Origin of the sequence: Kitasatospora sp. NPDC091276, assembly GCF_040684355.1 — a bacterium.
Lineage (GTDB): Bacteria > Actinomycetota > Actinomycetes > Streptomycetales > Streptomycetaceae > Kitasatospora.
The window spans coordinates 198,834-220,060 of the sequence record NZ_JBFBFU010000006.1; the positions used below are offsets into that span (position 1 = coordinate 198,834).

Sequence of the window (21,227 nt, forward strand, 5' to 3'; positions counted from 1 at the left end):
GTCATGCTGTATGGTCTGCCGCATGAGGATCACCAAGTTCGGACACGCCTGCGTACGCCTGGAGCACGACGGGACGACCGTCGTCGTCGACCCCGGGGCGTTCACCGACCCCGCCGCGCTGACCGGGGCCGACGCCGTCCTGATCACCCACGAGCACATGGACCACTTCGAGGAGGCCCGGCTGCGCGCCGCCCTGGAGGCCGACCCGGCCCTGCGGGTGTGGACCAACAGCGCGGTGGCCGCCCGACTGGACGGGGTGGCGCAGCGCGTCGCCGTGGTCGGCGAGGGCGACGCCTTCGAGGTCGGAGGGGTCGGGGTGAGCGTGCACGGCGAGTGGCACGCGGTCATCCACCGGGACATCCCGCGGGTGAAGAACATCGGCTTCCTCTTCGACGGCCGGCTGTTCCACCCCGGCGACGCCTTCACCGTGCCGCCGCACTCGGTGGACACCCTGCTGCTGCCGCTCGCGGCGCCGTGGAGCAAGGCCGGTGAGGTCGTCGACTACGTCCGGGAGGCCGCCCCGCGGGTGGCGGTGCCGGTGCACGAGGCGACGCTGAGCCCGATCGGGCACATGATCGCCACCCGGCTGCTCGGGCCGGACGGGCCGGGCACGGGCGCGGAGCTGACCGTGCTCGGCGAGGGCGAGAGCCTGGAGCTGGGCTGACGGTGCCGGGGGGCGGGGCCGGACCGGTGCTGGTTGCGTGATGGTCGGCCGCTGGTCCCTGCGGTCCGGGCGCCGGTAGCCTGACGCCATGCTGAAGATCGGACTGACGGGTGGCATCGGCGCCGGCAAGAGCGAGGTGTCCCGGCTCTTCGCCGCCCACGGCGCGGTGATCGTGGACTCCGACGTGATCGCCCGCGAGGTGGTCGCGCCCGGGACGGACGGTCTGGCGGCCGTGGCCGCCGAGTTCGGGCCGCGGGTGCTGCGCGAGGACGGCGCGCTCGACCGCCCGGCCCTCGGCGCGATCGTGTTCGCCGACCCGGCGCGGCTCCAGGCACTGAACGCGATCGTCCACCCGCTGGTGCGCGCCCGGTCCGCCGAACTGGAGGCCGCGGCCGCGCCGGACGCGGTGGTGGTGCACGACGTGCCGCTGCTCGCGGAGAACGGCCTCGCCCCGCTGTACGACCTGGTCGTGGTGGTCGACGCGGCCGACGACGTGCGGGTGGAGCGGCTGGTGCGGCTGCGCGGGATGGCCGAGGACGAGGCCCGGGCCCGGATGGCCGCGCAGGCCTCGCGGGCGGACCGGCTGGCGATCGCCGACGTGGTGATCGACAACGGCGGGCCGCTGGAGGCGCTCGCGGCGCGGGTCGACGAGGTGTGGGCGGAGCTGGTGAAGCGCGCCGCCGCTGCCTGAGGTTCAGGCGGCGGTCAGCGGCAGACGGGCCCGGACGGCGAAGCCGCCCTCGGTGGTGGGGCCGGCGTGCAGGGTGCCGCCGAGGTCGTCGGCGCGGGTGCGCATGCCGTCCAGGCCGTGGCCGCCGGAGGGCAGCCGGAGCCCGTCCGGGTCGGCCGCCGTGGCGGGGGAGTTGACGATGTCGAGGCGCAGCCCGTCCGGGTGGACCTCGACGGTGACGGCGACCTCGGCGGCCGGGGCGTGCTTGTGGGCGTTGGTCAGGGCTTCCTGGACGATCCGGTAGGTGGCGTACTGCACGGCCGGTCCGGGTGCGGGCAGTCCTTCGGCGGGGCCGGTGAGGGTGAGGTCGACGGCGAGTCCGGCCTGGCGGGACTCCTCGACCAGGGCGGGCAGTCCGTGCAGTGAGGGGCCCTGGTCGGAGGCCGGGGTGAGGACGCCGAGCAGGCCGCGCAGCTCGGTGAGGGCCTGGAGGCCGAGAGCGCGGATCAGGCCGAGGGTCTCCCGGACGGCGGTCGGGTCGTCGGCGGCCGCGACCTGGCAGGCGCCCGCGTGCAGGGTGATGAGGGAGACGCGGTTGGAGACCACGTCGTGCATCTCCCGGGCGAGCCGGGCGCGTTCGGTGGCGGCGGCGCGCTCCTCGGCGTACCGGCGGGCCGCCTCCAGCAGCCGGTTGCGTTCGGCGAGCGCGGCGACGGCGCGGGCGCGATGGTGGGCGGTGAGGCCGAGGGCGAGCGGGACGGCGCCGAAGACCAGCGGGTCCTCGGCCAGGTTGGCGAGGGCGGAGAGGCTGCTGACGTCCCCGAGGTCCATGGGGAGGAGCAGGCGCACCCCGGCCAGCACGGCCAGGACGGCCGTCACCCGGGTGGCGCCGCGCCGCGTGGCCAGCCCGTAGAGGGCGACGGCGAGCGGGAGTTGGCCGCCCAGCAGGGTGACGGCGGCGACGGCCGCCGGGTACCGCAGGCGGGCGGCGAGGGCGAGCGCGCCGGCCGCCACCAGGCCCGCGTTGAGCGGTGCCGAGGTGGTCGGCCCGATGTCGGGGTCGCCCGCGGCGAGCGGGACGAGCACCAGCAGCACCAGGACGGTCGGCCCGAGCGCGACGACCGGGCCGGGCAGGCGCAGCGGCGGGCCCGGCAGCGGTACCGCGGCGAGGGCGGAGTCCAACTGGTCGGCGGGGTGGGTCCGGTGGGCCGCGCCGGCGTGCTGGGCGGTGTGGGGCTGGTGGGCGGCGTCGGCTTGGTGGGCGGCGTCGGGCTGGTCGGTGGACGGGTGGTGCTGGTGACGGGTGGGGTCCAACCGGCCGGTGGGGCGCCGGAGTCGGGGCCGCTGCTGGGTGGGCTGGCGCATGGGGGCATGCTCGCACACCCCGTCCGGCCCGGGGTGGCGAGCGGGCCGCAGTGGCCGGGAACAGCCTGGAATTCGCCTTCCCGGGAAGGGATCATGGTCGGATGGATGATCGTTTCTCTCCCGAGCCGCCGACCGTCGTCCGGCTGCCGCAGTACACCCGCGCCGACCATGACGAGATCCTCGGCCCCGGCGACGACCCGTACGGCGTCGCCTACACCGGACTGACCTGGCTGCCCAAGGACATCCACTTCGGCATCCGGGCCGCCGACGGCCGGCTCGTCGCGCACACCGGCCTGGTGCCGCTCCCGCTCACCGTCGGCGGCACCGACCTGGCGGCGATCGGTGTCGGCGGCGTCGCCGTCGCCCCCGACCGGCGCGGCGCCGGCCTCGCGCGGGCCGTGGTCCGGGCCGCCCTCGGCCACGCCCGCACCCTCGGCCACCGCCACGCGCTGCTGTTCTGCCGCCCGCCGCTGGCCACGTTCTACCGGGGGCTCGGATTCCGCGAGGTCGCGGAGGAGGTGACGGTGGAACAGCCCGAGGGGCGGTTGGCGGTGATGCCGCTGCGCAGCATGTGGGCGCCGCTGGCGGAGGGCGCCGGGTGGCCGGAGGGGCCGGTGCGGTTGCGTTCGCTGCCGATGTGACGTGCCCTGTGGGGATGGGGGCGGGGGCGGGTTCTGGGCGGGGTCACTCCGGCCAGGCGGAGTTCTCGATCACGGCGACGAAGTCGGTCCGCTCGAAGTACGGGTCGAAGTGGGCGAGGACGTCCGCCTTGACGTTGCCGAAGGCGGTCTCCGGCTTGGGCGCGACGCCGTCGTGGAAGGCGCGCAGGATGCCGCGCTTGAAGTCCGGGCGCGGATGGGCGGCGACCACGGCGTCCCGGTCGGCGGCGGCGAGGTCCGCGTACCCGATGCCGAGCACGTCCAGCTCCACGCCGGCGGTGGTCAGCGCGATCTCCGGCTCCAGGAACTCCGGGATGCCGGGCGTGGTGTGCAGGGCGATCGCCTCCCACACCAGGCGCACCCGCCGCTCGTCCACCCCGTGCCCGCGCAGGAACGCGGCGGCGACCTCGGCGCCGTCCACCTCGAAGCGCCGACCGGAGGCGTGGTGCTCGGGGCCCAGGCCGAGATCGTGGAACATCGCGGCCAGGTACAGGAGTTCGGGATCGAAGTCGAGCCCCCGGCGGCGCCCCTGGAGGGCGCCGAACAGGTAGACCCGGCGGGAGTGGTGGTACAGCAGCTCGGTGGTGGCGTCCCGGACCAGCTCGGTGGCCTCGGCGGCGAGGCGGCTGTCGGGGATCCGCACCCCGGCGATCTCGGTGGCGGTCATGCGGTGGCCTCCAGGGCGGTGGTGCTCGGGTCGGTGCCCGGGACGGTGGCGGTCGGTACGGCGGCGGTTCGGTCGGCAGGGGTCGGGTCGGTCAGGTCGGTCGCGGTCGGCGAGCCCGCCGCGTGGGCGACGGCGGCGCCGGCCAGCGCGCGGATCATGGCGTGCGCCCGGGTGCCGTCGCCGGACAGCTCCGGCTGGAAGAGCGAGGCGAGGAAGAACGGGTGGTCCGGCAGTTCCAGGACTCGCACCTCGCCCGCGCCGTCCGCGCCGCTGAACCGCAGCCCGTGCGCGCGCAGTCGGTCCAGGTAGTCGGCGTTGAGGCCGTACGCGCAGTGGTAGCGCTCCAGGGTGCGGGTGGTGCCGAGGACGCGCTCGGCGAGCGTGCCGGGGATGATCGCGACCGCCCCCTCGTGGCCGACCAGGGAGCAGGCCAGCGGCACGATCACCTGCTCGTCCCGCTCCGGGTGCTCCTCGCCGTGGACGGCCCCGCCGAGGCCGCAGACGTTGCGGGCGTACTCCAGCACCGCGTGCTGGAACCCGGCGCAGGTGCCGAGGAAGGGGATGCCGCGCTCGCGGGCCGTCCGGACGGCGGCCAGCGCGCCCGCCTCGCTGCGGTAGGGGCTGCCGGGGAGCAGCCAGACGGCGTCGAAGCCGTCCAGGGCGCCGGGCGCCCCGGCGTCCTCGGTGGGGATCCAGTAGGCGTCCAGGACGAGCTGCTCGCGCTCGGCGAGGGCGTCGAGCAGGCCGGGGATGCGGGCGTGCGAGCGGACGGCGGGGGAGCGGTCGCCGACCAGGGCGATCCGCGGGGTGAGGTAGGTCATGGGACTATCCTGACCCCGCACCCGAGATCAGCGCCAACGATGATTTCTTACCCCTCGATCAGAAGAGTTGATGACTGCCGTGGATCCGCAGCAGCTGCGCACCTTCGTCACCGTCACCCGCCTCGGCTCCTTCTCCGAGGCCGCGCGGGAACTCGGCTACACCCAGTCCGCGGTCTCCCAGCAGATCGCCGCCCTGGAGGCCGACCTCGGGACTGGCCTGCTCAGCCGCCGCCCGGTCGGCCCGACCGAGGCCGGCCTGCGGCTGCTGGAGCACGCGGCGCCCCTGCTGGTCCGGCTGGAGGCGGCGCGCGCCGACGTCGCACGCCTGGCCGGTGCCCCGAGTGCCCGGCTGGTGCTCGGTGCCACCCCGCTGGCAGTCGGAGCGACCCTGGGGCGCGCACTCGGCGAGGTGCGCCGGGCCCACCCGGCAGCCGACCTCGTCGTCCGGGTCCTCGCCCAGGACGCGCTGCCCGCCCAGGTCGCCACCGGCGAGGTCGACCTCGCCCTGATCGACGGCCTCGCCGCCCCCAGCGACCCGCTGCCGCTGTCCGACGTCGGCCCGCTCACCACCGTCGCCGTCGACGAGCAGCCCGTCGCCGTCGCCCTCCCGGTCGGCCACCCCCTCGCGGGCCGCACCGGCGTCGCGCTCGCCGACCTCTCCGCCGCCCGCTGGCTCGACGCCCCCGACCTCACCCCGACCGCCGCCCGGCTGCGCGCCGCCGCCGGCGTCGACGGCTTCCGCCCCGCCACCCGCTACCGGGGCACCGACGTGCACGGGCTGCTCGCCCTGGTCGCCACCGGGCACGGGCTCAGCCTGCTCCCGGCGTCCGTCCTCGCCGGGGCGCCCGGCGTCGCGTCCGCGCCGATCGCCGCCCCGCGGCTGGTGCACCGCACCGAACTGGTGCACGGCAGCCTGCCGGAGGGGCCGGCCGCGCTGCTGGCACGGCTGCTGTCGGGCACGCCCTGAGCCCGCTCCCCGGATCGCGCCGGGCGCCCGCGGTGATTGTGGAGGCGCGATCACCGGGCGTTCACGTCCTGGGACTGACGGTGGTCGCATTGGTGGTGCTGTCATGGGCACAGTCGCCCGGCGCGAGGCCGGGCAAGGCCCAGGAGATCCCCCACATGATGCTCCGTCAGCGTCTCACCGTCGCCGCCGCGGCGGCCGTCCTCGCCGCCGCCGGGCTCGCGGCCGGCACCGCGCAGGCCGCCCCCGCCAAGGGCTCGCCCGTCAAGATCCGTCCGCTCGCCGCGAGTTGTTCGCAGGCCTACCTGCCGCTGCCCGACCCGTCCTGCACGCCGGGCGCCTACAACCCGGACGTCACCCAGGCCACCATCGGCCAGACCATCTGCGTCTCCGGCTGGACCTCCACCGTCCGCCCGCCGACCAGCTACACCAACGCGCTGAAGGCGCAGCAGATCGCGCAGTACGGCTACGCGGACACCAACCTGTCCGACTACGAGGAGGACCACTTCGTCCCGCTGGAGCTCGGCGGCGCCCCGCGCGACCCGCGCAACCTCTGGCCCGAGCCCCGCTACGGCGACCAGACCGCGACCGGCAAGGACGGCGTCGAGACCAAGCTGAAGAACGCGGTCTGCAAGGGCAAGGTCGGCCTCGACGACGCCCGCAGCGCCATCGTGACCGACTGGACCACCGCGCTCAGCAGCCTCGGCCTCTGACCCTCTGCCGCTCCGGCCCTTCGGCCTTCGTGCTGGTGCGGCGGTCGGTCCGTCCGGTCCCCTGTGCCGGACGGGCCGACCTGCCGTCCGCCCCGGGCGCCGCCTCGGCGGTGCGCGGGGCCGTCTGTGGTGGTTCTGTGGTGGTGGTCGGGGCGCGGCGCCGGGTCAGCGGCCCGAGCTGGCCGGGGCCGGGCCCGCGGTGGTGCCGGGCCGCGTGCGCGCGGCGCCGTCCGCCCGTTCCCGCTGCCCGGTCGCCTCGCGGATGCGGGCACTCGGCATGGCTGTTCCCTTCCCCCGTACGTTCTGCCGCCCGGCCGCCGGCCCGCTGCGCTCCTCTGTTCCGAGGGGCGGTCGGGCTCGGCTGCGTCGACGGCGGTCGAAACTTATGCCACCGGGCCGCCGGGAGCAAAGCGGGATACCGGCGGGTAGGCCGCCTTACCCGGCCGTTGCGGGGGCGTTGGTGGTGAAGGTGTGTGCGGGCGTGTCGGAAGGTATGGCGGGCCTTCGGCGCCCGACCGGTCGGCGGGACGGCGCGCGGTCGCGGATTCCCCCTGTCGGGCGGGGGTTCGCCGGTCGGCCGCAGCCCCGGCCCGCCCGCCCGTGCGGGCCCGCGGCCGGTCGCGGCGGACGGCCGATGCCAAGGCTTTCCCCCGACCGGATCCGCCGCCCTCCCTCCGGGTGACGGGCCTGGCTCGGCACGCCCCGGCACGCTCCCGGCCCCGGACCGGACCGGTGGCGGATCAGGCGTGGGTGCCGGGGACGCCGAGCTGCTGGGCGAGCCAGGGGAGGGCCTGGGCGAAGGTGGCGGCCCCGGTCTGCCAGGTGTGCTTGCCGGAGCCGACGGCGGTGGTGGTGCGGATGCCGTCCTTCCGGGCGGCGTCGTTGAGGGCCTTGGCGGACTCGATCTGGCCGTGCTCCTCGTCGCCCTGCCCGAAGTAGCCGGAGACGCCCTGGTACTTGGGGTGGTGGGCGAGCACGGTCAGCGGGTCGTGGGCGGCCCAGGCGGCCGCGTCGCCGCCGTACAGCTCCTGGACGGTGTGGTCCTTGTCGCCGGTGGCGGGGCCCTTGTCGCCGGAGAAGTCGCCGAAGTGGGTGAAGACGTCGGGGTGTTCGACGGTGAGGTCGACGGCGCAGGTGCCGCCCATGGACCAGCCGGCCACGCCCCACCTGTGCGGGTCGGCGGCGGCGTTGAAGGTCTTCTGGACGAACGGCGGGACGTCCTTGAGCAGATGGCTCTCGGAGTTGCCGTGCGGGCCGTCGACGCACTCGGTGTCGATCCGGAAGCCGCCGGTGGCGTCGACGAAGACGAGGATCGGCGCGAAGCCGTTGTGCTTGGCGGCGAAGTCGTCCGCGGTCTTCACCGCGTTGCCGGAGCGGATCCAGTTGTCGGGCGCGGCGAACTCGCCGCCGATCAGCTCCAGCGCCGGCAGCTTCGGCCGGTTCTGGCTGCGGAACCACGCGGGCGGCAGGTAGACGAGCTCCTGGCGGTGGGTGAAGCCGCTGGCCGTGCTGGGGATGTCCACCTGGACGATGCGGCCGGTCCTCGTCTTCCCGTGCAGGGAACCGAGTTCGGCGAGCGTGATCTGCTCCGGCAGCGGCTGCCCGCCCAGTTCGCCGATCGCGTCGTCGAGGGTCGGGTAGTAGCCGGTGGCGATGTTCACGCTGTTGGCGGCGCAGAACAGGGCGAGCAGCGCGGCCGGCGGCGCCAGCGCCCGGCGCCACCAGCGGGCGCCGCGCCAGCCGAACCCGAGCGCGCTGACCGCCGCGACCGCGACCCCGCCCCACAGCCACACCCCGAACGGGATCGGATCGGTGATCCCGGCGAGCGTGAGCACCCCGACGGCGGCGAGGGCGGTGAGCAGCAGCGCCGTCCCGAGGGCGATCGGGCCCCACTTCAGCCGCCAGGTCCGGTCCCGCCAGCCGAGGGCCGCCAGGAACAGGGCGAGGGCCACGGCCTGGACGGTCCAGGGGAACCAGCCGCCGAGCAGGGAGACGTTCATCTGGCGGAGGCTAGGGGTGCCGGATGAGAAGTCGATGAGAGGCTGGCAGGTCGCTGGGAGGCGGCTGGGAGGTACCGTCGGTGGCCCGCGTAGGCCCCGGTTGACGGGCGCGCGGCCGGGGGCGCTACATTTGAACGCGTTCAGGTTTGCTGCTAGGGGGAGTCATGGTGGTGGTGCCGACAAGCGCGCGCCTGCTGGCCGCGTTGGCGGCAGCCGTTTTCCTACTGCCGCTGACGCTGGTGGTGGCGCTCGGCGCCACCTGGCCGTACGTCCCGCAGCTGGTCGGGCTGCTCAGCGCCGCCGTGTGCGCCGTGCCGGTCTTCTACCGCCGGCGGAACCCGTTCCGGGTCGCCTGTGCGGCTGCCGGGTTCACCGTCGCGGCCGTGTGGGTGCCGCTGGCGATCCTGTGCGCCTTGATGGTGGCGACGTTCGGTGGTTGGGCCTGGCTCCTGTTCGCGCTGCTCCTGCCGGCCGCCGCGATCACCGCGCTGATCGCCGCCTTCCAGCGGGCGCGCGGCGCCGAGTGCGGCCGGGTGGCGGTCGCGCTCGGCCGGGCCATGGGGGCGCTGTCGCTGCTCTGCTGGGGGTACGTGATGCTCCGCTAGACGGGGTGGACGGCTTCGTGGCCAGGGACTGCCGAACGGAGGTCCGAGGGCCGGGGTGGTGATCACTCGCCGAGAGTGCCGACGGTGTTGCCGGGGTCGTCCAGCCAGACCGTGTTCGTCTCCGGGGTCACCGTGAGCCCGTAACGTTCCAGCCCTGGGCGCCCGTTGGACAGCCATGTCGAGGCTGCGGCCTCCAGCTCCGGACCAGAGGCGCGCGGGCCGCCCTGGAAGGCGTGCGCGGTGCCGTCGTTCCGACTCTCCAGTACCGCCCATGATCCGTCGGGGTGGAGGCGGCGGTGACCAGATGGCCGAGCTGAGCCGACATGGTCTCGCTACTGCACACGGCGGTGTGGAGAACGTATTCCTCGACCAACAGCCCGAACCGGTGGCGGCCGGAGAACAGCATGCGTTGACGCTTCAGTCGCGCCTCCACGGCCTCCTCGACGTCATCGATGGGGACACGATCGCGTTGGATCGAGCGCAGTACGGCAGCCGTGTACTCGGGCGTTTGTGCCATGCCGGGAATGACCCGGCTTGCGTACACGCGGAAGAGCCTGGTGCGCTGGTAGAGCGCGGCGACGGACTCCTGTGCGGCCCGCAACCCGGTGGGCTCCATGCGACGCCACTCGGTGTACATCGACTCGACGGCGCGGGCCGTGGCGATGAGGTCGGGGATCTGGTTCTCGGCATTGCAGGCAGCGCACCAGGCGCGGAGATCGTCCTCGGACGGAGCGGACTTGCCACTCTGGATCCGGCTGGTCTTGGCAGGATGCCACCCGCACCGGGCAGACAACTCGTCGCCAGTCAGCCCGGCGTCCCTGCGGATCTCGATCAGCCGGTTGTCGAGCGCCTTGCGGGCCTCGACAACGCTGGAGGACGGGGACGACGACATGTGCGAACTACCCGGTGCCGGTGGTGATTCAGACGGTGTACTGCGCGTGCGGGACAGCGCGCTCCCAAACCGCCTCGAAGGAGGCGGAGACCATCTTCACCGTGGCCGGGTCCTCGTTGAAGTGGTGGCCGGCCCAGTCGCCGTCGCCGGTGAACCATAGGAGTCCCGCATCTCCAGGTGGACCGCCGAACGCTCAGCGCTCCTCAGCAGTGCGCCAAAGTCCGGCACGTTCTGCGTCATCGCACACCTTCCGCAAGGCCGGGATCATCCGGACGGGGATACGGACGACGCCCTCATGGTCGGGGACGCCGATGGGGCGATCAGGTACCCACTCGGTCTCGCCGATGGTGCGGAGGGTGTCCGCGTCCGGGAGCCATCCCTGGACGACGATCTCCGCTTTCTCGTCTTCGAGCCACACCGTCGGAGATCCGCCGTTGGGGGTGTCCGGGTCGATCCCGGTGAAACGTAGTGCCATGACTGCCCCTTCCGTGAAGTCGGTTGCGAGTCCCTGCACTTAGCGCGGTGACGTGGACCGGGTGCGGCCGTCAAGCCGGGGGGGCGGCCCCGTGCTCGGCGCGGGGCCGCCCAGGACAGCGGAGGTTAGAGAGCTGTCGGGAAGCCGTTGGACCGAACGCCCGCGACGAATGCCCGCCGGGCCTCGGGGCCGAAGCCGAGGGCCGGGCCGTGGGGGTCCTTGCTGTCGCGGACCGGGACGATGCCGGTGACGCCGTCGGCTACTTCGACGCAGTTGTCGTTCGGGTTGCTGGCGCTTGACTTCTTCCACTGCACGGGGAGTGCGGAGGCGACAGGGAAGTGGGTCACTTGAGCGTGTCTCTCCTCTGTGTGATGAGGTTGAGCGACTGGTCCGGAGACAAGGCGGTTGCCGTGATCTCGTCGAACGCCGCTCGACAGACGTCGACTTGGTCCGGGCCCTCAACCCAGTCGCTGCCGGGCTGGTCGCCAGTCACGCTCTACGTGGCGATGGGGCGGTAGGCGGCCCGCCGTACGGGAGTGCGGTCCGTCGTACGGGAGGGCCGCCCGCCGCCGTCAGGCGGCGAAGCGCTCGCGCAGTGCCGCCAGGCCGGCCGCGAACACCCCGTGGAGGCGGTCGGCGGAGTCCTTGCGGTGCTCGGCGTCGACGTCGTACGTGGCGCCCCACTCGACGAAGCTGGCGTCGAGCGCGGTGACCGGGGTGACCCGCAGCGTCGCCCGGTAGCCGTACAGCTCGAATGCCCCTTCGGGGAAGCTGTAGGTGTAGCTGCGGGCCTCCTCGTCGTAGGCGAGCAGCGTCTCGTGCAGTGCCACGCCGTCGATCTCGAACACCCGGACCGACCCGATCGCGTTGCCCGTCAGCTCGTTGCCGAGGCTGCTGGCCGGCAGGTTCGGGTGCCAGCCGCCGAGGTTGTGGAAGTCCCCGAGCAGCTCCCACACCCGCTCGGCCGGAGCCTCCACCACCGTGCTGACCTTCGTGCCTGCCATCGTCGTTGCCGCCTTTCGCGTGCCTCCGTACGGACGGGCACCATCCTCGGGCCGCCGCGCGGCAGGCGCCAGGGGGCCTGGCGGTCGGCTCCGGGGCGTCACCTGCCCGGCGCGGCCGCTTCGAGGTCGTCGACGGTGCCGGACATGACGGTGCGCAGGTGCCGGGTGAGGTGCTCGGTCGGCCAGTCCCACCAGGCGAGGGCGAGCAGGCGGGCGATGTCCGGCCCGCTGTAGCGGGTGCGGATGAGCTTGGCCGGGTTGCCGCCGACGATCCCGTAGTCGGGGACGTCGTCGACGACGACGGCGCCGGAGGCGACGATCGCGCCGTGGCCGATGCGCACCCCGGGCATCACCATGGCGCCGTAGCCGATCCAGACGTCGTTGCCGACCACCGTGTCCCCCCGGCCGGCGAGGCCGGTGATCAGGTCGAAGTGCTCGGCCCAGCTTCCGCCCATGATGGGGAACGGGAAGGTCGAGGGGCCGTCCATGCGGTGGTTCGCCCCGTTCATGAGGAACCGGACCCCCGTACCCAGCGCGCAGAACTTCCCGATCACCAGCCGCTCCGGGCCGTAGTGGTAGAGCACGTTGCGCGTCTCGAAGGCGGTCGCGTCGTCCGGGTCGTCGTAGTAGGAGTAGTCGCCGACGTCGATCAGCGGGGACGTCACCAGTGGCTTGAGGAGCACCACGCGCGGCTGTCCGGCCATCGGGTGCAGCGTCGAGGGATCGGGCGGAACGGAACTCATGGCGACACGACTCCGGCTCGTCAGGGGTGAAGCGTGGGAGGGACATCGATCATCCCACCGTCTAGGATCGCGGATCATGGACGCGAGCACCGGCATGATCACCGTTCCGTCCGGCCGCGTCACGCTGTCGGACCGTCGCACGCAACGGAGTTGGAGCGTCGAGCTCGCCCCCTACGAGCTGGCGGCCTGTCCGGTCACCCGCGAGCAGTACGGCGCCGGGGCCGGCGACCGGCTCCCCGCAGACAGCGTCTCCTGGTACGACGCCGTCCACTACTGCAACGAACTGTCCCGGCGCCACGGCCTCACCCCCGCGTACCACCAGGACGGCGAGTCCGTCACCTGGGACCGCGCCGCCGACGGCTACCGGCTGCCCACCGAGGCCGAATGGGAGCACGCCTGCCGCGCCGGGACGGACGGCCCCCGCTACGGGCCGCTCGACGAGATCGCCTGGCACCGCGGCACCTCGGGCGCGCGCCCGCACCAGGTGGGCGGTCTGCGCCCCAACGGCTTCGGCCTGTACGACCTGCTCGGCAACGTGTGGGAGTGGTGCTGGGATGTGTACGACGCCGAGGTGTACGGCGGCTACCGGGTGCTGCGCGGCGGCGGCTGGTTCGACGAGCACTGGAGCTGCCGCGCCTCCGTCCGCCGCCGCAGCCACCCCACCCTGCGGATCGACGACGTCGGCTTCCGGCTCGCCCGGTCGATCACCGCCTGAAGGCGCGCGCCGCGGGGAACCCGGGCCAGGTCACGGACCGTTGGGGTCTGCATGAACGATGCACCGGTGTCCCTCAGACCGATCGGCCAAGCCGACCTCGACCCGCTCGAAGTACTGCTGAACGACCCCCAGGCGGTGGGCCCGTTCCAGTGGTACGGGTGGCGCGACCCCGGGCGGTTCCGGCGCCGCTGGGCGGAGCACGGCCTGCTGGCACCCGAGCAGTCGATGCTCGCGGTGCTGTCCGGGGACGAGTTCGCCGGGTTCGTCGCCTGGCGGCAGGTGGGCCAGGTGGACGTGGCGCCGTACTGGAACGTCGGCATCGTGCTCCGCCCGGAGGCGCGCGGCCGGGGCATCGGCACGCAGGCCCAACGGCTGCTGGTGGACTACCTGTTCGCCCACACCCCGGTGATGCGGCTGGAGGCGGACACCGAGGACGCCAACCTCGCCGAGCAGCGCGCGCTGGAGAAGTGCGGCTTCGTCCGCGAGGGCGTCCAGCGCAGCAGGGGCTTCCGGGACGGCCAATGGCGGGACATGGTCCTCTACAGCCTGCTGCGCACCGACCCCCGGCCCTGATCCGCAAGACCCGTCAGGCGGCCCCGAACCACTCCTCCGCGAGGGCGTCCAGCGTCCGCGCGGAGGGATTCAACTCCCTCAGGTACCAAGGAAGGTGGCTGTACACGTGGAGCAGCGTGTACGCCATCAGCAGGCGCGGCTCGAAGCCGCGCCCGTAACCGGCCAGGAGGCGGCCGAGCAGGCGGGGGTCGGCGCGGGTGGTGAACAGGCCGACGGCGACGAGGTCGTAGGCCGGGTCGCCGACCATGGCGGGTTCGAAGTCGAGCAGGCCGGTGAGGCGCCAGCCGTCGGCCGGGTCGACGAGCAGGTGCTCGCGCATGAACTCGGTGTGCAGCAGGGCGCGTTGCGGCGCCCGGGGCAGCGGCGCGGCGGCCAGGAAGCCCGGGATCTGCTCCAGCCAGGCCTCGGGCAGGCCGCGTTCGCGCTGGCGGGCCACCGCCCCGGCCCGCTGCCGGTCCAGGAAGGCGCCCCAGTCGCCGGGGCCGAGGGTGTCGGTGAGCGGTCCGGGGTCGAGGGTGTGCAGGGCGGCCAGCGCCCGGCCGCAGTCGTGGGCGATCCGCTCCCGGTCGGCCTGCGGGATCCGCGGCCAGGCGGGGGCCAGGCCCTCGCCGGACAGTCGTGACATCAGCACGTAGCGCCAGCCGTTGACGTGGGCGCCGGCGGCCCGTACGTCGGGGGTGGGGATCGGCAGGGCGCCCTGGAGGCGGGTGAGGACGCGCTCCTCGGTGACGCCGTCCTCGGCGCTGGCGGTGGGGAACAGCTTGAGGACGTGCGCGTCGCCCACCGCGTAGACCGGGACGGACCCTTCCGTGAAGCGCGCCAACGGCAGCCCGGCGAGGCCGAGTTCGGCGCAGAGCGCCTCGGCTCCGGGGCGCATCACCGTCTCGTCGCGCACGATCGCGTCCCACTGTTCTTCCGTCTCCACCACCGGCAGCATGGGCGCACGGTAGGCGGACCGGCGTCGCCGCGGCAAAGGCTTTTCAGCGGTCGGGGCCGGCCGGCTCCGGCGCCCGGGACGGGCCGGGAGCGGGAAGCGGCCCGCGCCCCGCGCCGGAGCGGTTCACTGGGGCCCGCAGACGTCGGTGGCGGTGGGGGAGAGGGGTTCCGGGCCGCCGGCCGGGTCGCGGGTGAGGAGGTAGCGGGCGCCGGGGCCGGTGTCGGCGGCGCGGTCGGCGGCGTTGTAGAGGGAGCAGCGGGAGAGGGAGAGGCAGCCGCAGCCGATGCAGCCGGTCAGCTTGGCCTTGAGACGCTGGAGTTCGGCGATCTGCTCGTCGATGCGGCTCTGCCAGGATTCGGCGACCCGGTCCCACTCGGCGCCGCTGGGGGCGGGGCGCTCGGGGAGCCGGTCGAGGGCGACGCGGGCCTCGTCGAGGGAGAGGCCGACGCGCTGGGCGGCGCGGACGAAGGCGATCCGGCGCAGCGTGCCGCGGGGGTAGCGGCGCTGGCCGCCGGCGGTGCGGGTGGCGTGGATGAGGCCGAGGCTCTCGTAGTAGCGCAGGGCGGAGGCGGCGAGGCCGCTGCGGCGGCCGAGCTGGCCGATGGTGAGCAGGTCGTCGCGGTGCGGGCCGGGTGATCGGCCGTGGTCCGGGGTCGCGGTCATGGGCACCCACTCTAGCCGCTTGACCTCAAGTCGACTTTAAGTTGCACCATCGTGGTCATGACGACGAACGCAACCGCGGACCTCGCGGAAACCGCCCGTTTCGAGGACCTGTCGGCGCTGATGGGTCTGATGACCGGCGACGAGAAGCACGGCCCGGCCGCCACCTCCACCCTGGACGCGCTCTGGGTGCTGTACGACCGGGTCCTGCGGGTGAGTCCGGAGCGGGTCGAGGCGCAGGACCGGGACCGCTTCCTGCTCTCCAAGGGCCACGGCCCGATGGCGTACTACGCGGTGCTCGCGGCCAAGGGCTTCATCGACCCCGGGGTGCTGCCGAGCTTCGGCGGCTACGACTCTCCGCTCGGCCACCACCCGGACCGGATGCTCGTCCCCGGGGTGGAGATCGCCTCCGGCTCGCTCGGGCACGGCCTGCCGCTGGGCGTCGGCACGGCGCTCGGGCTGCGGGCGCAGGGCCTGACCGACCCGGCGGTGTGGGTGCTGGTCGGCGACGCCGAGTTCGACGAGGGCTCCAACCACGAGGCGGTGGCCTTCGCCGGTGCGTACGGGCTGGAGCGGCTGCACGTGGTGGTGATCGACAACTCCTCGGCCACGCACGGCTGGCACGGCGGGATCGCGGCCCGGTTCGCGGCCGAGGGCTGGTCCGCCGTGACGGTGGACGGCCGCGACCACGAGGCGCTGTACCGCGCCTACACCGCCGAGCACCCGGGCCGCCCGCACGTGGTGGTCGCCCGGGTCGAGCCCAAGGACTCCTGAGCCCAAGGACTCCTGAGCCCGAGGACTCCTGAGCCCGAGGGCTCCCGAGCCCGAGGACCCCCACGCAAGCGCCAACCCCCACGCAAGCGCCAACCAGCATGAACCGAAAGGCACTTCACCGATGGACACCATGCGCGACCGCTTCATCGACGTCACCAGCCGCCTGCTGGACGAGGACCCCCGGCTGGCCGTGGTGCTCGCCGACATCAGTGCGGCCGCCTTCGCCCCGGCCCAGCAGCGTCACCCGGACCGGGTGGTCAACGTCGGCATCCGCGAGCAACTGCTGATCGGCGCGGCCGGCGGCCTGGCGTTGACCGGGATGCGCCCGATCGCCCACACCTTCGCCAGCTTCCTCGTCGAACGTCCCTTCGAGCAGGTCAAGTTGGACCTCGTCCACCAGGGCGTCGGCGCCGTCCTGGTGAGCGCGGCCGGCTCCTACGACTGGCCGGCCGGGGGCCGCACCCACATGTCTCCGGGCGACGTCGCCCTGCTGGACACTCTGCCGGACTGGACGGTCCACGTGCCGGGCCACCCGGACGAGGCCGAGCAGCTGCTGCGCCACGCCGTCGCGGACGGCGACCGCAACGTCTACGTCCGCCTCTCGGAGCACCGGAACGCGCAGGCCCTGCCAGTCGAGGCGGGCCGGTTCACCACCGTGCGGCAGGGCTCGCGCGGGGTGGTCCTCGCGGTCGGGCCGATGCTGGACGCGGTGCTCGCGGCCACCGAGGGCCTGGACGCCACCGTGCTGTACGCGGCGACGGTGCGCCCCTTCGACGCGGCCGGGCTGCGGGCGGCGGCGGGGGAGCGGGCGGACGTGGTGCTGGTGGAGCCGTACCTGGCGGGCACCTCGGCGAACGAGGCGCACGCCGCGCTGGCCGACCGCCCGCACCGGGTGCTGGGCCTGGGCGTGCCGCGTGAGGAGCACCGGCACTACGGCTCGATCCCGGAGCACCTGACCGCCTACGGCTTGGACGCGGCCTCGCTGCGGGAGCGGATCGGCACCTTCCTGTGGTGACGTTCCTGTGGTGACGCGCGGGGTGGGTCAGCGCGCGACGGTCGCCACCGCGACCACCGCCACCGCGTCCGCCCCCAGCCGTACCGCCGTCCCGTCCAGCGCCGCCGCCCCGAAGGCCGCGACCAGTTCGCGCCCGGTCCCGTCCAGTGGCAGGGCGGCCTCGGTGGGGCCGAGGTTGACGGCGATCCGGTACGGCCCCCGGTGCACCACCAGCCAGCGCGCCGCTTCGTTGTACGCCACCCGCACCGCGCCGAGGTCGGGGTCGGACAGCTCCGGCCGGTCGCGGCGCAGCCGGATCAACGTCCGGTGCCAGGTGAGGAGTTCGGCGTGCGGGGCGCGCCGGGGCTCGGTCCAGTCGAGGACGGAGCGCAGGACGGTGGCGGGCTCCTGCGGGTCGGGGACGGACTCGGCGGCCCAGCCGTGGTCGGTGAACTCCCGGCGCCGGCCCTGCCGGACGGCCTCGGCGAGCTGCGGGTCGGTGTGGTCGGTGAAGTACTGCCAGGGGGTGGCCGCGCCCCACTCCTCGCCCATGAACAGCATCGGGGTGAACGGCGAGGTGAGCACCAGCGCGGCGCCGCAGGCGAGCCGGCCGGCGGTGAGGCAGGTGGAGATGCGGTCCCCGAGGGCCCGGTTGCCGATCTGGTCGTGGGTCTGGAGGTAGCCGAGCAGCCGGTGTCCGCCGTCCGGGGGGAAGGGGCGGCCGTGGCCGCGGCCGCGGAAGCCGGACCAGGTGCCGTCGTGGAAGAAGCCGCGGGTGAGCGTCTTGCTGAGGGCGGCGAGCGGGCGGCGGGCGAAGTCGCCGTAGTAGCCCTGGGATTCGCCGGTGAGCGCGCAGTGCAGGGCGTGGTGGAAGTCGTCGCTCCACTGCGCGGTGAGGCCCTGGCCGCCGGCCGCGCGCGGGGCGGTGGTGTGCGGGGTGTTGAGGTCGGATTCGGCGATCAGGAACAGCGGGCGGTTGGTCGCGACGGCCAACTTCTCGACCTCGTGGGACAGTTCCTCCAGGAAGTGGACGGCCCGGTCGTCCGCGAGGGCGTGTACGGCGTCCAGCCGCAGGCCGTCGATCCGGTAGTCGCGCAGCCAGCCGAGCGCGCTGCCGGTCAGGTAGCGGCGCACCTCGTCGGAGCCGGGGGCGTCCAGGTTGACCGCCGCCCCCCACGGGGTGTGGTGCCGGTCGGTGAAGTACGGGCCGTACGCGGGAAGGTGATTGCCGGAGGGGCCGAGGTGGTTGTGGACGACGTCCAGCACCACGCCGAGGCCCTTGCGGTGGGCGGTGTCGACGAAGCGCTTCAGCCCCTCGGGCCCGCCGTACGGCTCGTGCACGGCCCACGGCGAGACCCCGTCGTAGCCCCAGCCGTGCCGGCCGGGGAACGGGCAGACCGGCATCAGTTCGACGAAGTCGACGCCCAACTCGACGAGGTGGTCGAGGTGTTCGGCGGCGGAGTCGAAGGTGCCGCGGGGGGTGAAGGTGCCGATGTGCAGCTCGTACAGCACGGCGCCGGGCAACGCGCGGCCGCGCCAGCCGGTCTGCGACCAGCGGAACGCGGCGTGGTCGACCGGGCGGCTGGGGCCGTCGGGGCCGTGCGGCTGCCAGGGGGAGCGCGGGTCGGGCAGCGGCGGCCCGCCGTCGAGGCGGAAGGCGTAGTCGCCGGCCGGAGCGTCGCCGGTCCACCAGCCCGGGCGCTCCGGGCACCGGGCCAGCGGATGGGCGGAGCCGTCGACCTCGACCTCGACGCGGTCGGTGGCCAGGGGCGCCCACACCTCGTAGGTCCGCACGCTCAGCTCCTCCTCGTCAGCAGGGCCACCGGCCGGTCCGCCAGCAGCCGCGTGACGGGCACCGGGCCCGCCGGGTGGGTCCGCAGCGTCAGCAGGTCCGTCCAGGGCCCGCCCTCGGGCAGCTCCAGCACGGTGCCGCGCCAGCCGCCGGCGCGTTCCAGCCCGTACGGGAGCCGGGTGACGGCGGTGACCACGTCGGCGCCGCGGGCGAAGGCGAGCAGGTGGTCGGCGGCGGGGCCGGCGGCGCTCAGCGGCCGGTAGGGCCCGAGCGGGCGCTCGCGCCGCAGGTGCAGCGCCGCCCTGGTGAGGTGCAGCTTCTCGCGGGCGAGGTCACCGGGGCGAGGGGCGGCCGCGTCGGTGAGCCGGACGGCGAGCGCGCCGAGGTCCACCACGCCCCGGTTGTCCGGGTCGACGAGGGTGTACAGCGGCTCCTCGCTGCCCTGGTAGAGGTCGGGCACGCCCGGGACGGTGAGGTGCAGGAGCGCGGCGGCGAGGGTGTTGGCGCGGGCGTAGGGGGCGAGGGCGTGCACCAGGCCCTCGATCCGGGGCAGCAGTCCGGGGTTGGTGTGGACGGCGCGGGCGCGCGCGGTGAGCGCCTGCTCGAAGCGGGTGTCGGGGGTGGTCCAGGAGGTGTGCAGCTTGGCCTCGCGGGCGGCCTTGAGGAGGGCGGCGACGAGCCGGTCGGGGTCGATCGGCCAGGCGGCGACGAGGGTGTGCCAGAGCAGCCAGTCGCCGTCGCGGGCACCGTGGTCGTGGTCGTGGTCGTGGTCGTGGTCGTGGTCGCCTTCGCCGTCGGGGCCGGCGCCCGGGCCCGGCCCGGCTGCGGTGGACCAGGCGGCGGCCTCGGCGGCCCAGGCCTCGGGCCGCTCGGCGAGCACGGCGAGCCGGGCGCGGGCGTCGGCGCTGCGCTTGGTGTCGTGGGTGGACAGCACGGTCATGCTGTGCGGCCAGGCGCGCTCCAGGTAGCGGCACCAGTCGTGGAACCGGGCCGGCGACAGCCCCGGCCGGCCGGGCTCGCCGCCGACCTCGTTGAGGCCGGGCAGCGCGTTCCACCGGTAGAAGGCGGTGTCCTCGACGCCCTTGGCGGCGACGGCGGCGGCGGTCTGCGCGAAGCGCTCGCAGAACTCGTCCTTGTGCGGCCCGCTCCCCAGCTCCCCGAGGGCCAGGGCGGCGACCAGCCGGTCCGTCGGGTCGGCCGAGCCGCCCAGCGCCGCGCGCATCTGCTCGGCCGAGGCCGGCGGCACCGGCTCCCCGGGCCGGGCGTACGGCCGGTACGCCGGGTAGCCGGTGAACAGCCGCCGCAGCGCCGCGCGCAGCCGCCAGGGCGCGTGGTCGGCGTGCGCGGGCTCGGCGGCGCCGATCCGCAGCGCGATCCGCACCAGCCGGTCGACCTCGGCGGCCAGCTCGCCGTGCGGCGCGGTCATGTCGGCCCGCCCGCGCCGGGCGGCGGCGACCGCCGGGTGGGGGTCGGCGCAGGGTTCGCCGCCCGGCGCGGAGCCGGTCAGGAACGCCGCGTACGCCCCGGTCAGCCGGCAGGCGCCCGCGTGGTCGGTGAGCACGCCGTCGATGCGGCGCAGCGCGTCGTAGCCGGTGGTCCCGGCGACCGGCCAGTCCGCGGGCAGCCGCTCGTCGCCGGTGAGGATCTTCTCGACGACGGTGTACGCCCCGCCGGTGGCGCCGGCGAGGCGGCGCAGGTAGCCGCGCGGGTCGGCGAGCCCGTCGGGGTGGTCGATCCGGAAGCCGTCGACGACGCCGTCGGCGTGCAGCCGCAGCAGGGTGGCGTGGGTGGCGGCGAACACCTCGGGCTCCTCGACCCGGACGGCGATCAGCTCGTTGACGGTGAAGAAGCGCCGGTAGTTCAGTTCGGTGCGGGCCAGCCGCCACCAGGCGAGCCGGTACCACTGGCGGGCGAGCAGCTCGTCCAGCGGCAGCCCCGAGGTGCCGGGCCGCAGCGGCAGCTCGTGGTCGTGGTAGCGCAGCACCTCGCCGTCCACCACCAGCTGGTCCAGCACGGCGCCGAGCCGGTCGCCGAGCAGCGGCAGCAGCACCCGGCCGCGCGCGGGGGCGTCGACGGGGCCGGGCTGGGCCGCCCAGTCGATGTCGAACCAGCGCGCGTACGGCGAGTCGGGGCCGTCGCGCAGCACCTGCCACAGCGGCTGGTTGAGCCGCTCGGGGACGGGCACCGCCATGTGGTTGGGCACCACGTCGACGAGCAGCCGCAGGCCGTGCCGGTGGGCGGCGTCGGCCAGCGCGCGCAGGGCGCCCTCGCCGCCGAGCTGCTCGCTGACCCGGCCGTGGTCGACGGTGTCGTAGCCGTGGGTGGAGCCGGGGGCGGCCTCCAGCAGCGGGGACAGGTGCAGGTGGGAGACGCCGAGGGCGGCGAGGTAGGGGACGCCGGCGGCGGCGTCGTGGAGGGTGAAGCCGGGTTGCAGCTGGAGGCGGTAGCTGGCCGTGGGGGCGGTAGCGGTGGCGGATGAGGGGGAGGTGGCGGCCGGGCGGGGCGGTGCGGGCTCGGCGGCGGAGGTCATAGGTCCATGA

At 74.6% G+C, this 21,227-nt stretch carries 24 protein-coding genes and 1 pseudogene; 10 read left to right on the forward strand and 15 right to left on the reverse strand.

The window, feature by feature from the left end; genetic code table 11:
• Positions 1 to 22: 22 nt before the first annotated feature.
• Both AB0O19_RS10130 and coaE read left to right on the forward strand, forming a co-directional pair.
• On the forward strand, positions 23 to 664 hold the full coding sequence (locus tag AB0O19_RS10130; RefSeq protein WP_363618962.1) for an MBL fold metallo-hydrolase: 642 nt from the start codon (positions 23 to 25) through the stop codon (positions 662 to 664).
• 88 nt (positions 665 to 752) lie between these two features.
• A complete protein-coding gene (gene coaE / locus AB0O19_RS10135) occupies positions 753 to 1,355 on the forward strand; it encodes a dephospho-CoA kinase (RefSeq protein ID WP_363618963.1) in 603 nt (200 codons plus the stop codon).
• A gap of 3 nt (positions 1,356 to 1,358) precedes the next feature.
• On the opposite strand, the gene AB0O19_RS10140 is transcribed toward coaE, so the two are convergent.
• A complete protein-coding gene (locus AB0O19_RS10140; protein WP_363618964.1) occupies positions 1,359 to 2,699 on the reverse strand; it encodes a sensor histidine kinase in 1,341 nt (446 codons plus the stop codon).
• A gap of 101 nt (positions 2,700 to 2,800) precedes the next feature.
• Here AB0O19_RS10140 and AB0O19_RS10145 point away from each other — a divergent pair, with 101 nt between their 5' ends.
• Complete coding sequence (locus AB0O19_RS10145) at positions 2,801 to 3,340, forward strand: GNAT family N-acetyltransferase (RefSeq protein WP_363618965.1); 540 nt, start codon at positions 2,801 to 2,803, stop codon at positions 3,338 to 3,340.
• A 43-nt stretch (positions 3,341 to 3,383) separates the two neighbouring features.
• On the opposite strand, the gene AB0O19_RS10150 is transcribed toward AB0O19_RS10145, so the two are convergent.
• Positions 3,384 to 4,025, reverse strand: a complete 642-nt coding sequence (locus tag AB0O19_RS10150; protein WP_363618966.1) for an HD domain-containing protein — start codon at positions 4,023 to 4,025, stop codon at positions 3,384 to 3,386.
• Positions 4,022 to 4,846, reverse strand: a complete 825-nt coding sequence (locus AB0O19_RS10155; RefSeq protein ID WP_363618967.1) for a hypothetical protein — start codon at positions 4,844 to 4,846, stop codon at positions 4,022 to 4,024. Before AB0O19_RS10155 ends, AB0O19_RS10150 begins: the two co-directional genes overlap by 4 nt.
• A gap of 70 nt (positions 4,847 to 4,916) precedes the next feature.
• Between AB0O19_RS10155 and AB0O19_RS10160 the strand changes: the two genes are divergently transcribed.
• Both AB0O19_RS10160 and AB0O19_RS10165 read left to right on the forward strand, forming a co-directional pair.
• The gene (locus AB0O19_RS10160) at positions 4,917 to 5,813 is read left to right on the forward strand and encodes a LysR family transcriptional regulator (RefSeq protein ID WP_363618968.1); all 897 of its coding nucleotides are present in this window, start codon (positions 4,917 to 4,919) and stop codon (positions 5,811 to 5,813) included.
• 155 nt (positions 5,814 to 5,968) lie between these two features.
• Positions 5,969 to 6,523, forward strand: coding sequence for a hypothetical protein (locus tag AB0O19_RS10165; protein ID WP_363618969.1), 555 nt, complete (start codon positions 5,969 to 5,971; stop codon positions 6,521 to 6,523).
• Positions 6,524 to 7,263: 740 nt separating this feature from the next.
• Here AB0O19_RS10165 and AB0O19_RS10170 read toward each other — a convergent pair.
• Positions 7,264 to 8,523, reverse strand: a complete 1,260-nt coding sequence (locus AB0O19_RS10170; protein ID WP_363618970.1) for an alpha/beta hydrolase-fold protein — start codon at positions 8,521 to 8,523, stop codon at positions 7,264 to 7,266.
• Positions 8,524 to 8,696: 173 nt separating this feature from the next.
• Here AB0O19_RS10170 and AB0O19_RS10175 point away from each other — a divergent pair, with 173 nt between their 5' ends.
• A complete protein-coding gene (locus AB0O19_RS10175) occupies positions 8,697 to 9,128 on the forward strand; it encodes a hypothetical protein (RefSeq protein WP_363618971.1) in 432 nt (143 codons plus the stop codon).
• Between the two features lie 127 nt (positions 9,129 to 9,255).
• On the opposite strand, the gene AB0O19_RS10180 is transcribed toward AB0O19_RS10175, so the two are convergent.
• From AB0O19_RS10180 to AB0O19_RS10210, 7 genes and pseudogenes are all read right to left on the reverse strand, one after another.
• Positions 9,256 to 10,020 (reverse strand): Scr1 family TA system antitoxin-like transcriptional regulator, encoded by a 765-nt coding sequence (locus AB0O19_RS10180; RefSeq protein ID WP_363618972.1) that lies wholly within the window; start codon positions 10,018 to 10,020, stop codon positions 9,256 to 9,258.
• 28 nt (positions 10,021 to 10,048) lie between these two features.
• Positions 10,049 to 10,123 (reverse strand): annotated as a pseudogene (locus AB0O19_RS10185) (hypothetical protein); the annotation flags it as partial.
• A gap of 90 nt (positions 10,124 to 10,213) precedes the next feature.
• Positions 10,214 to 10,495 carry a hypothetical protein gene (locus tag AB0O19_RS10190; RefSeq protein ID WP_363618973.1) on the reverse strand — a complete coding sequence of 94 codons (282 nt, stop codon included), beginning with the start codon at positions 10,493 to 10,495 and terminating at the stop codon, positions 10,214 to 10,216.
• A gap of 125 nt (positions 10,496 to 10,620) precedes the next feature.
• Entirely contained in the window at positions 10,621 to 10,842 is a 222-nt protein-coding gene (locus AB0O19_RS10195) for a DUF397 domain-containing protein (protein WP_363618974.1), read from the reverse strand.
• Positions 10,839 to 10,988, reverse strand: a complete 150-nt coding sequence (locus AB0O19_RS10200; protein WP_363618975.1) for a Scr1 family TA system antitoxin-like transcriptional regulator — start codon at positions 10,986 to 10,988, stop codon at positions 10,839 to 10,841. The genes AB0O19_RS10195 and AB0O19_RS10200 overlap by 4 nt, the downstream gene beginning before the upstream one ends.
• A 79-nt stretch (positions 10,989 to 11,067) precedes the next feature.
• Positions 11,068 to 11,499, reverse strand: coding sequence for an SRPBCC family protein (locus tag AB0O19_RS10205; RefSeq protein WP_363618976.1), 432 nt, complete (start codon positions 11,497 to 11,499; stop codon positions 11,068 to 11,070).
• Between the two features lie 98 nt (positions 11,500 to 11,597).
• Entirely contained in the window at positions 11,598 to 12,242 is a 645-nt protein-coding gene (locus AB0O19_RS10210) for a CatB-related O-acetyltransferase (protein ID WP_363618977.1), read from the reverse strand.
• Between the two features lie 76 nt (positions 12,243 to 12,318).
• Here AB0O19_RS10210 and AB0O19_RS10215 point away from each other — a divergent pair, with 76 nt between their 5' ends.
• Together AB0O19_RS10215 and AB0O19_RS10220 are read left to right on the forward strand one after the other, a co-directional pair.
• A complete protein-coding gene (locus AB0O19_RS10215) occupies positions 12,319 to 12,957 on the forward strand; it encodes an SUMF1/EgtB/PvdO family nonheme iron enzyme (protein WP_363618978.1) in 639 nt (212 codons plus the stop codon).
• A 66-nt stretch (positions 12,958 to 13,023) separates the two neighbouring features.
• Positions 13,024 to 13,530, forward strand: coding sequence for a GNAT family protein (locus tag AB0O19_RS10220; RefSeq protein WP_363584158.1), 507 nt, complete (start codon positions 13,024 to 13,026; stop codon positions 13,528 to 13,530).
• A 13-nt stretch (positions 13,531 to 13,543) separates the two neighbouring features.
• Here AB0O19_RS10220 and AB0O19_RS10225 read toward each other — a convergent pair whose 3' ends face one another.
• Both AB0O19_RS10225 and soxR read right to left on the reverse strand, forming a co-directional pair.
• Positions 13,544 to 14,467, reverse strand: coding sequence for an aminoglycoside phosphotransferase family protein (locus AB0O19_RS10225; protein WP_363618979.1), 924 nt, complete (start codon positions 14,465 to 14,467; stop codon positions 13,544 to 13,546).
• Positions 14,468 to 14,590: 123 nt separating this feature from the next.
• A complete protein-coding gene (soxR, locus tag AB0O19_RS10230) occupies positions 14,591 to 15,130 on the reverse strand; it encodes a redox-sensitive transcriptional activator SoxR (protein ID WP_363618980.1) in 540 nt (179 codons plus the stop codon).
• 57 nt (positions 15,131 to 15,187) lie between these two features.
• On the opposite strand from soxR, the gene AB0O19_RS10235 reads away from it, so the two are divergent.
• Together AB0O19_RS10235 and AB0O19_RS10240 are read left to right on the forward strand one after the other, a co-directional pair.
• Positions 15,188 to 15,901 carry a transketolase gene (locus tag AB0O19_RS10235; RefSeq protein ID WP_363584153.1) on the forward strand — a complete coding sequence of 238 codons (714 nt, stop codon included), beginning with the start codon at positions 15,188 to 15,190 and terminating at the stop codon, positions 15,899 to 15,901.
• A gap of 121 nt (positions 15,902 to 16,022) precedes the next feature.
• On the forward strand, positions 16,023 to 16,916 hold the full coding sequence (locus AB0O19_RS10240) for a transketolase C-terminal domain-containing protein (RefSeq protein WP_363618981.1): 894 nt from the start codon (positions 16,023 to 16,025) through the stop codon (positions 16,914 to 16,916).
• A 27-nt stretch (positions 16,917 to 16,943) separates the two neighbouring features.
• On the opposite strand, the gene treZ is transcribed toward AB0O19_RS10240, so the two are convergent.
• Together treZ and treY are read right to left on the reverse strand one after the other, a co-directional pair.
• Positions 16,944 to 18,689 carry a malto-oligosyltrehalose trehalohydrolase gene (gene treZ, locus AB0O19_RS10245; RefSeq protein ID WP_363618982.1) on the reverse strand — a complete coding sequence of 582 codons (1,746 nt, stop codon included), beginning with the start codon at positions 18,687 to 18,689 and terminating at the stop codon, positions 16,944 to 16,946.
• Positions 18,690 to 18,691: 2 nt separating this feature from the next.
• Positions 18,692 to 21,217 (reverse strand): malto-oligosyltrehalose synthase, encoded by a 2,526-nt coding sequence (gene treY, locus AB0O19_RS10250; RefSeq protein WP_363618983.1) that lies wholly within the window; start codon positions 21,215 to 21,217, stop codon positions 18,692 to 18,694.
• Between the last annotated feature and the right edge of the window lie 10 nt (positions 21,218 to 21,227).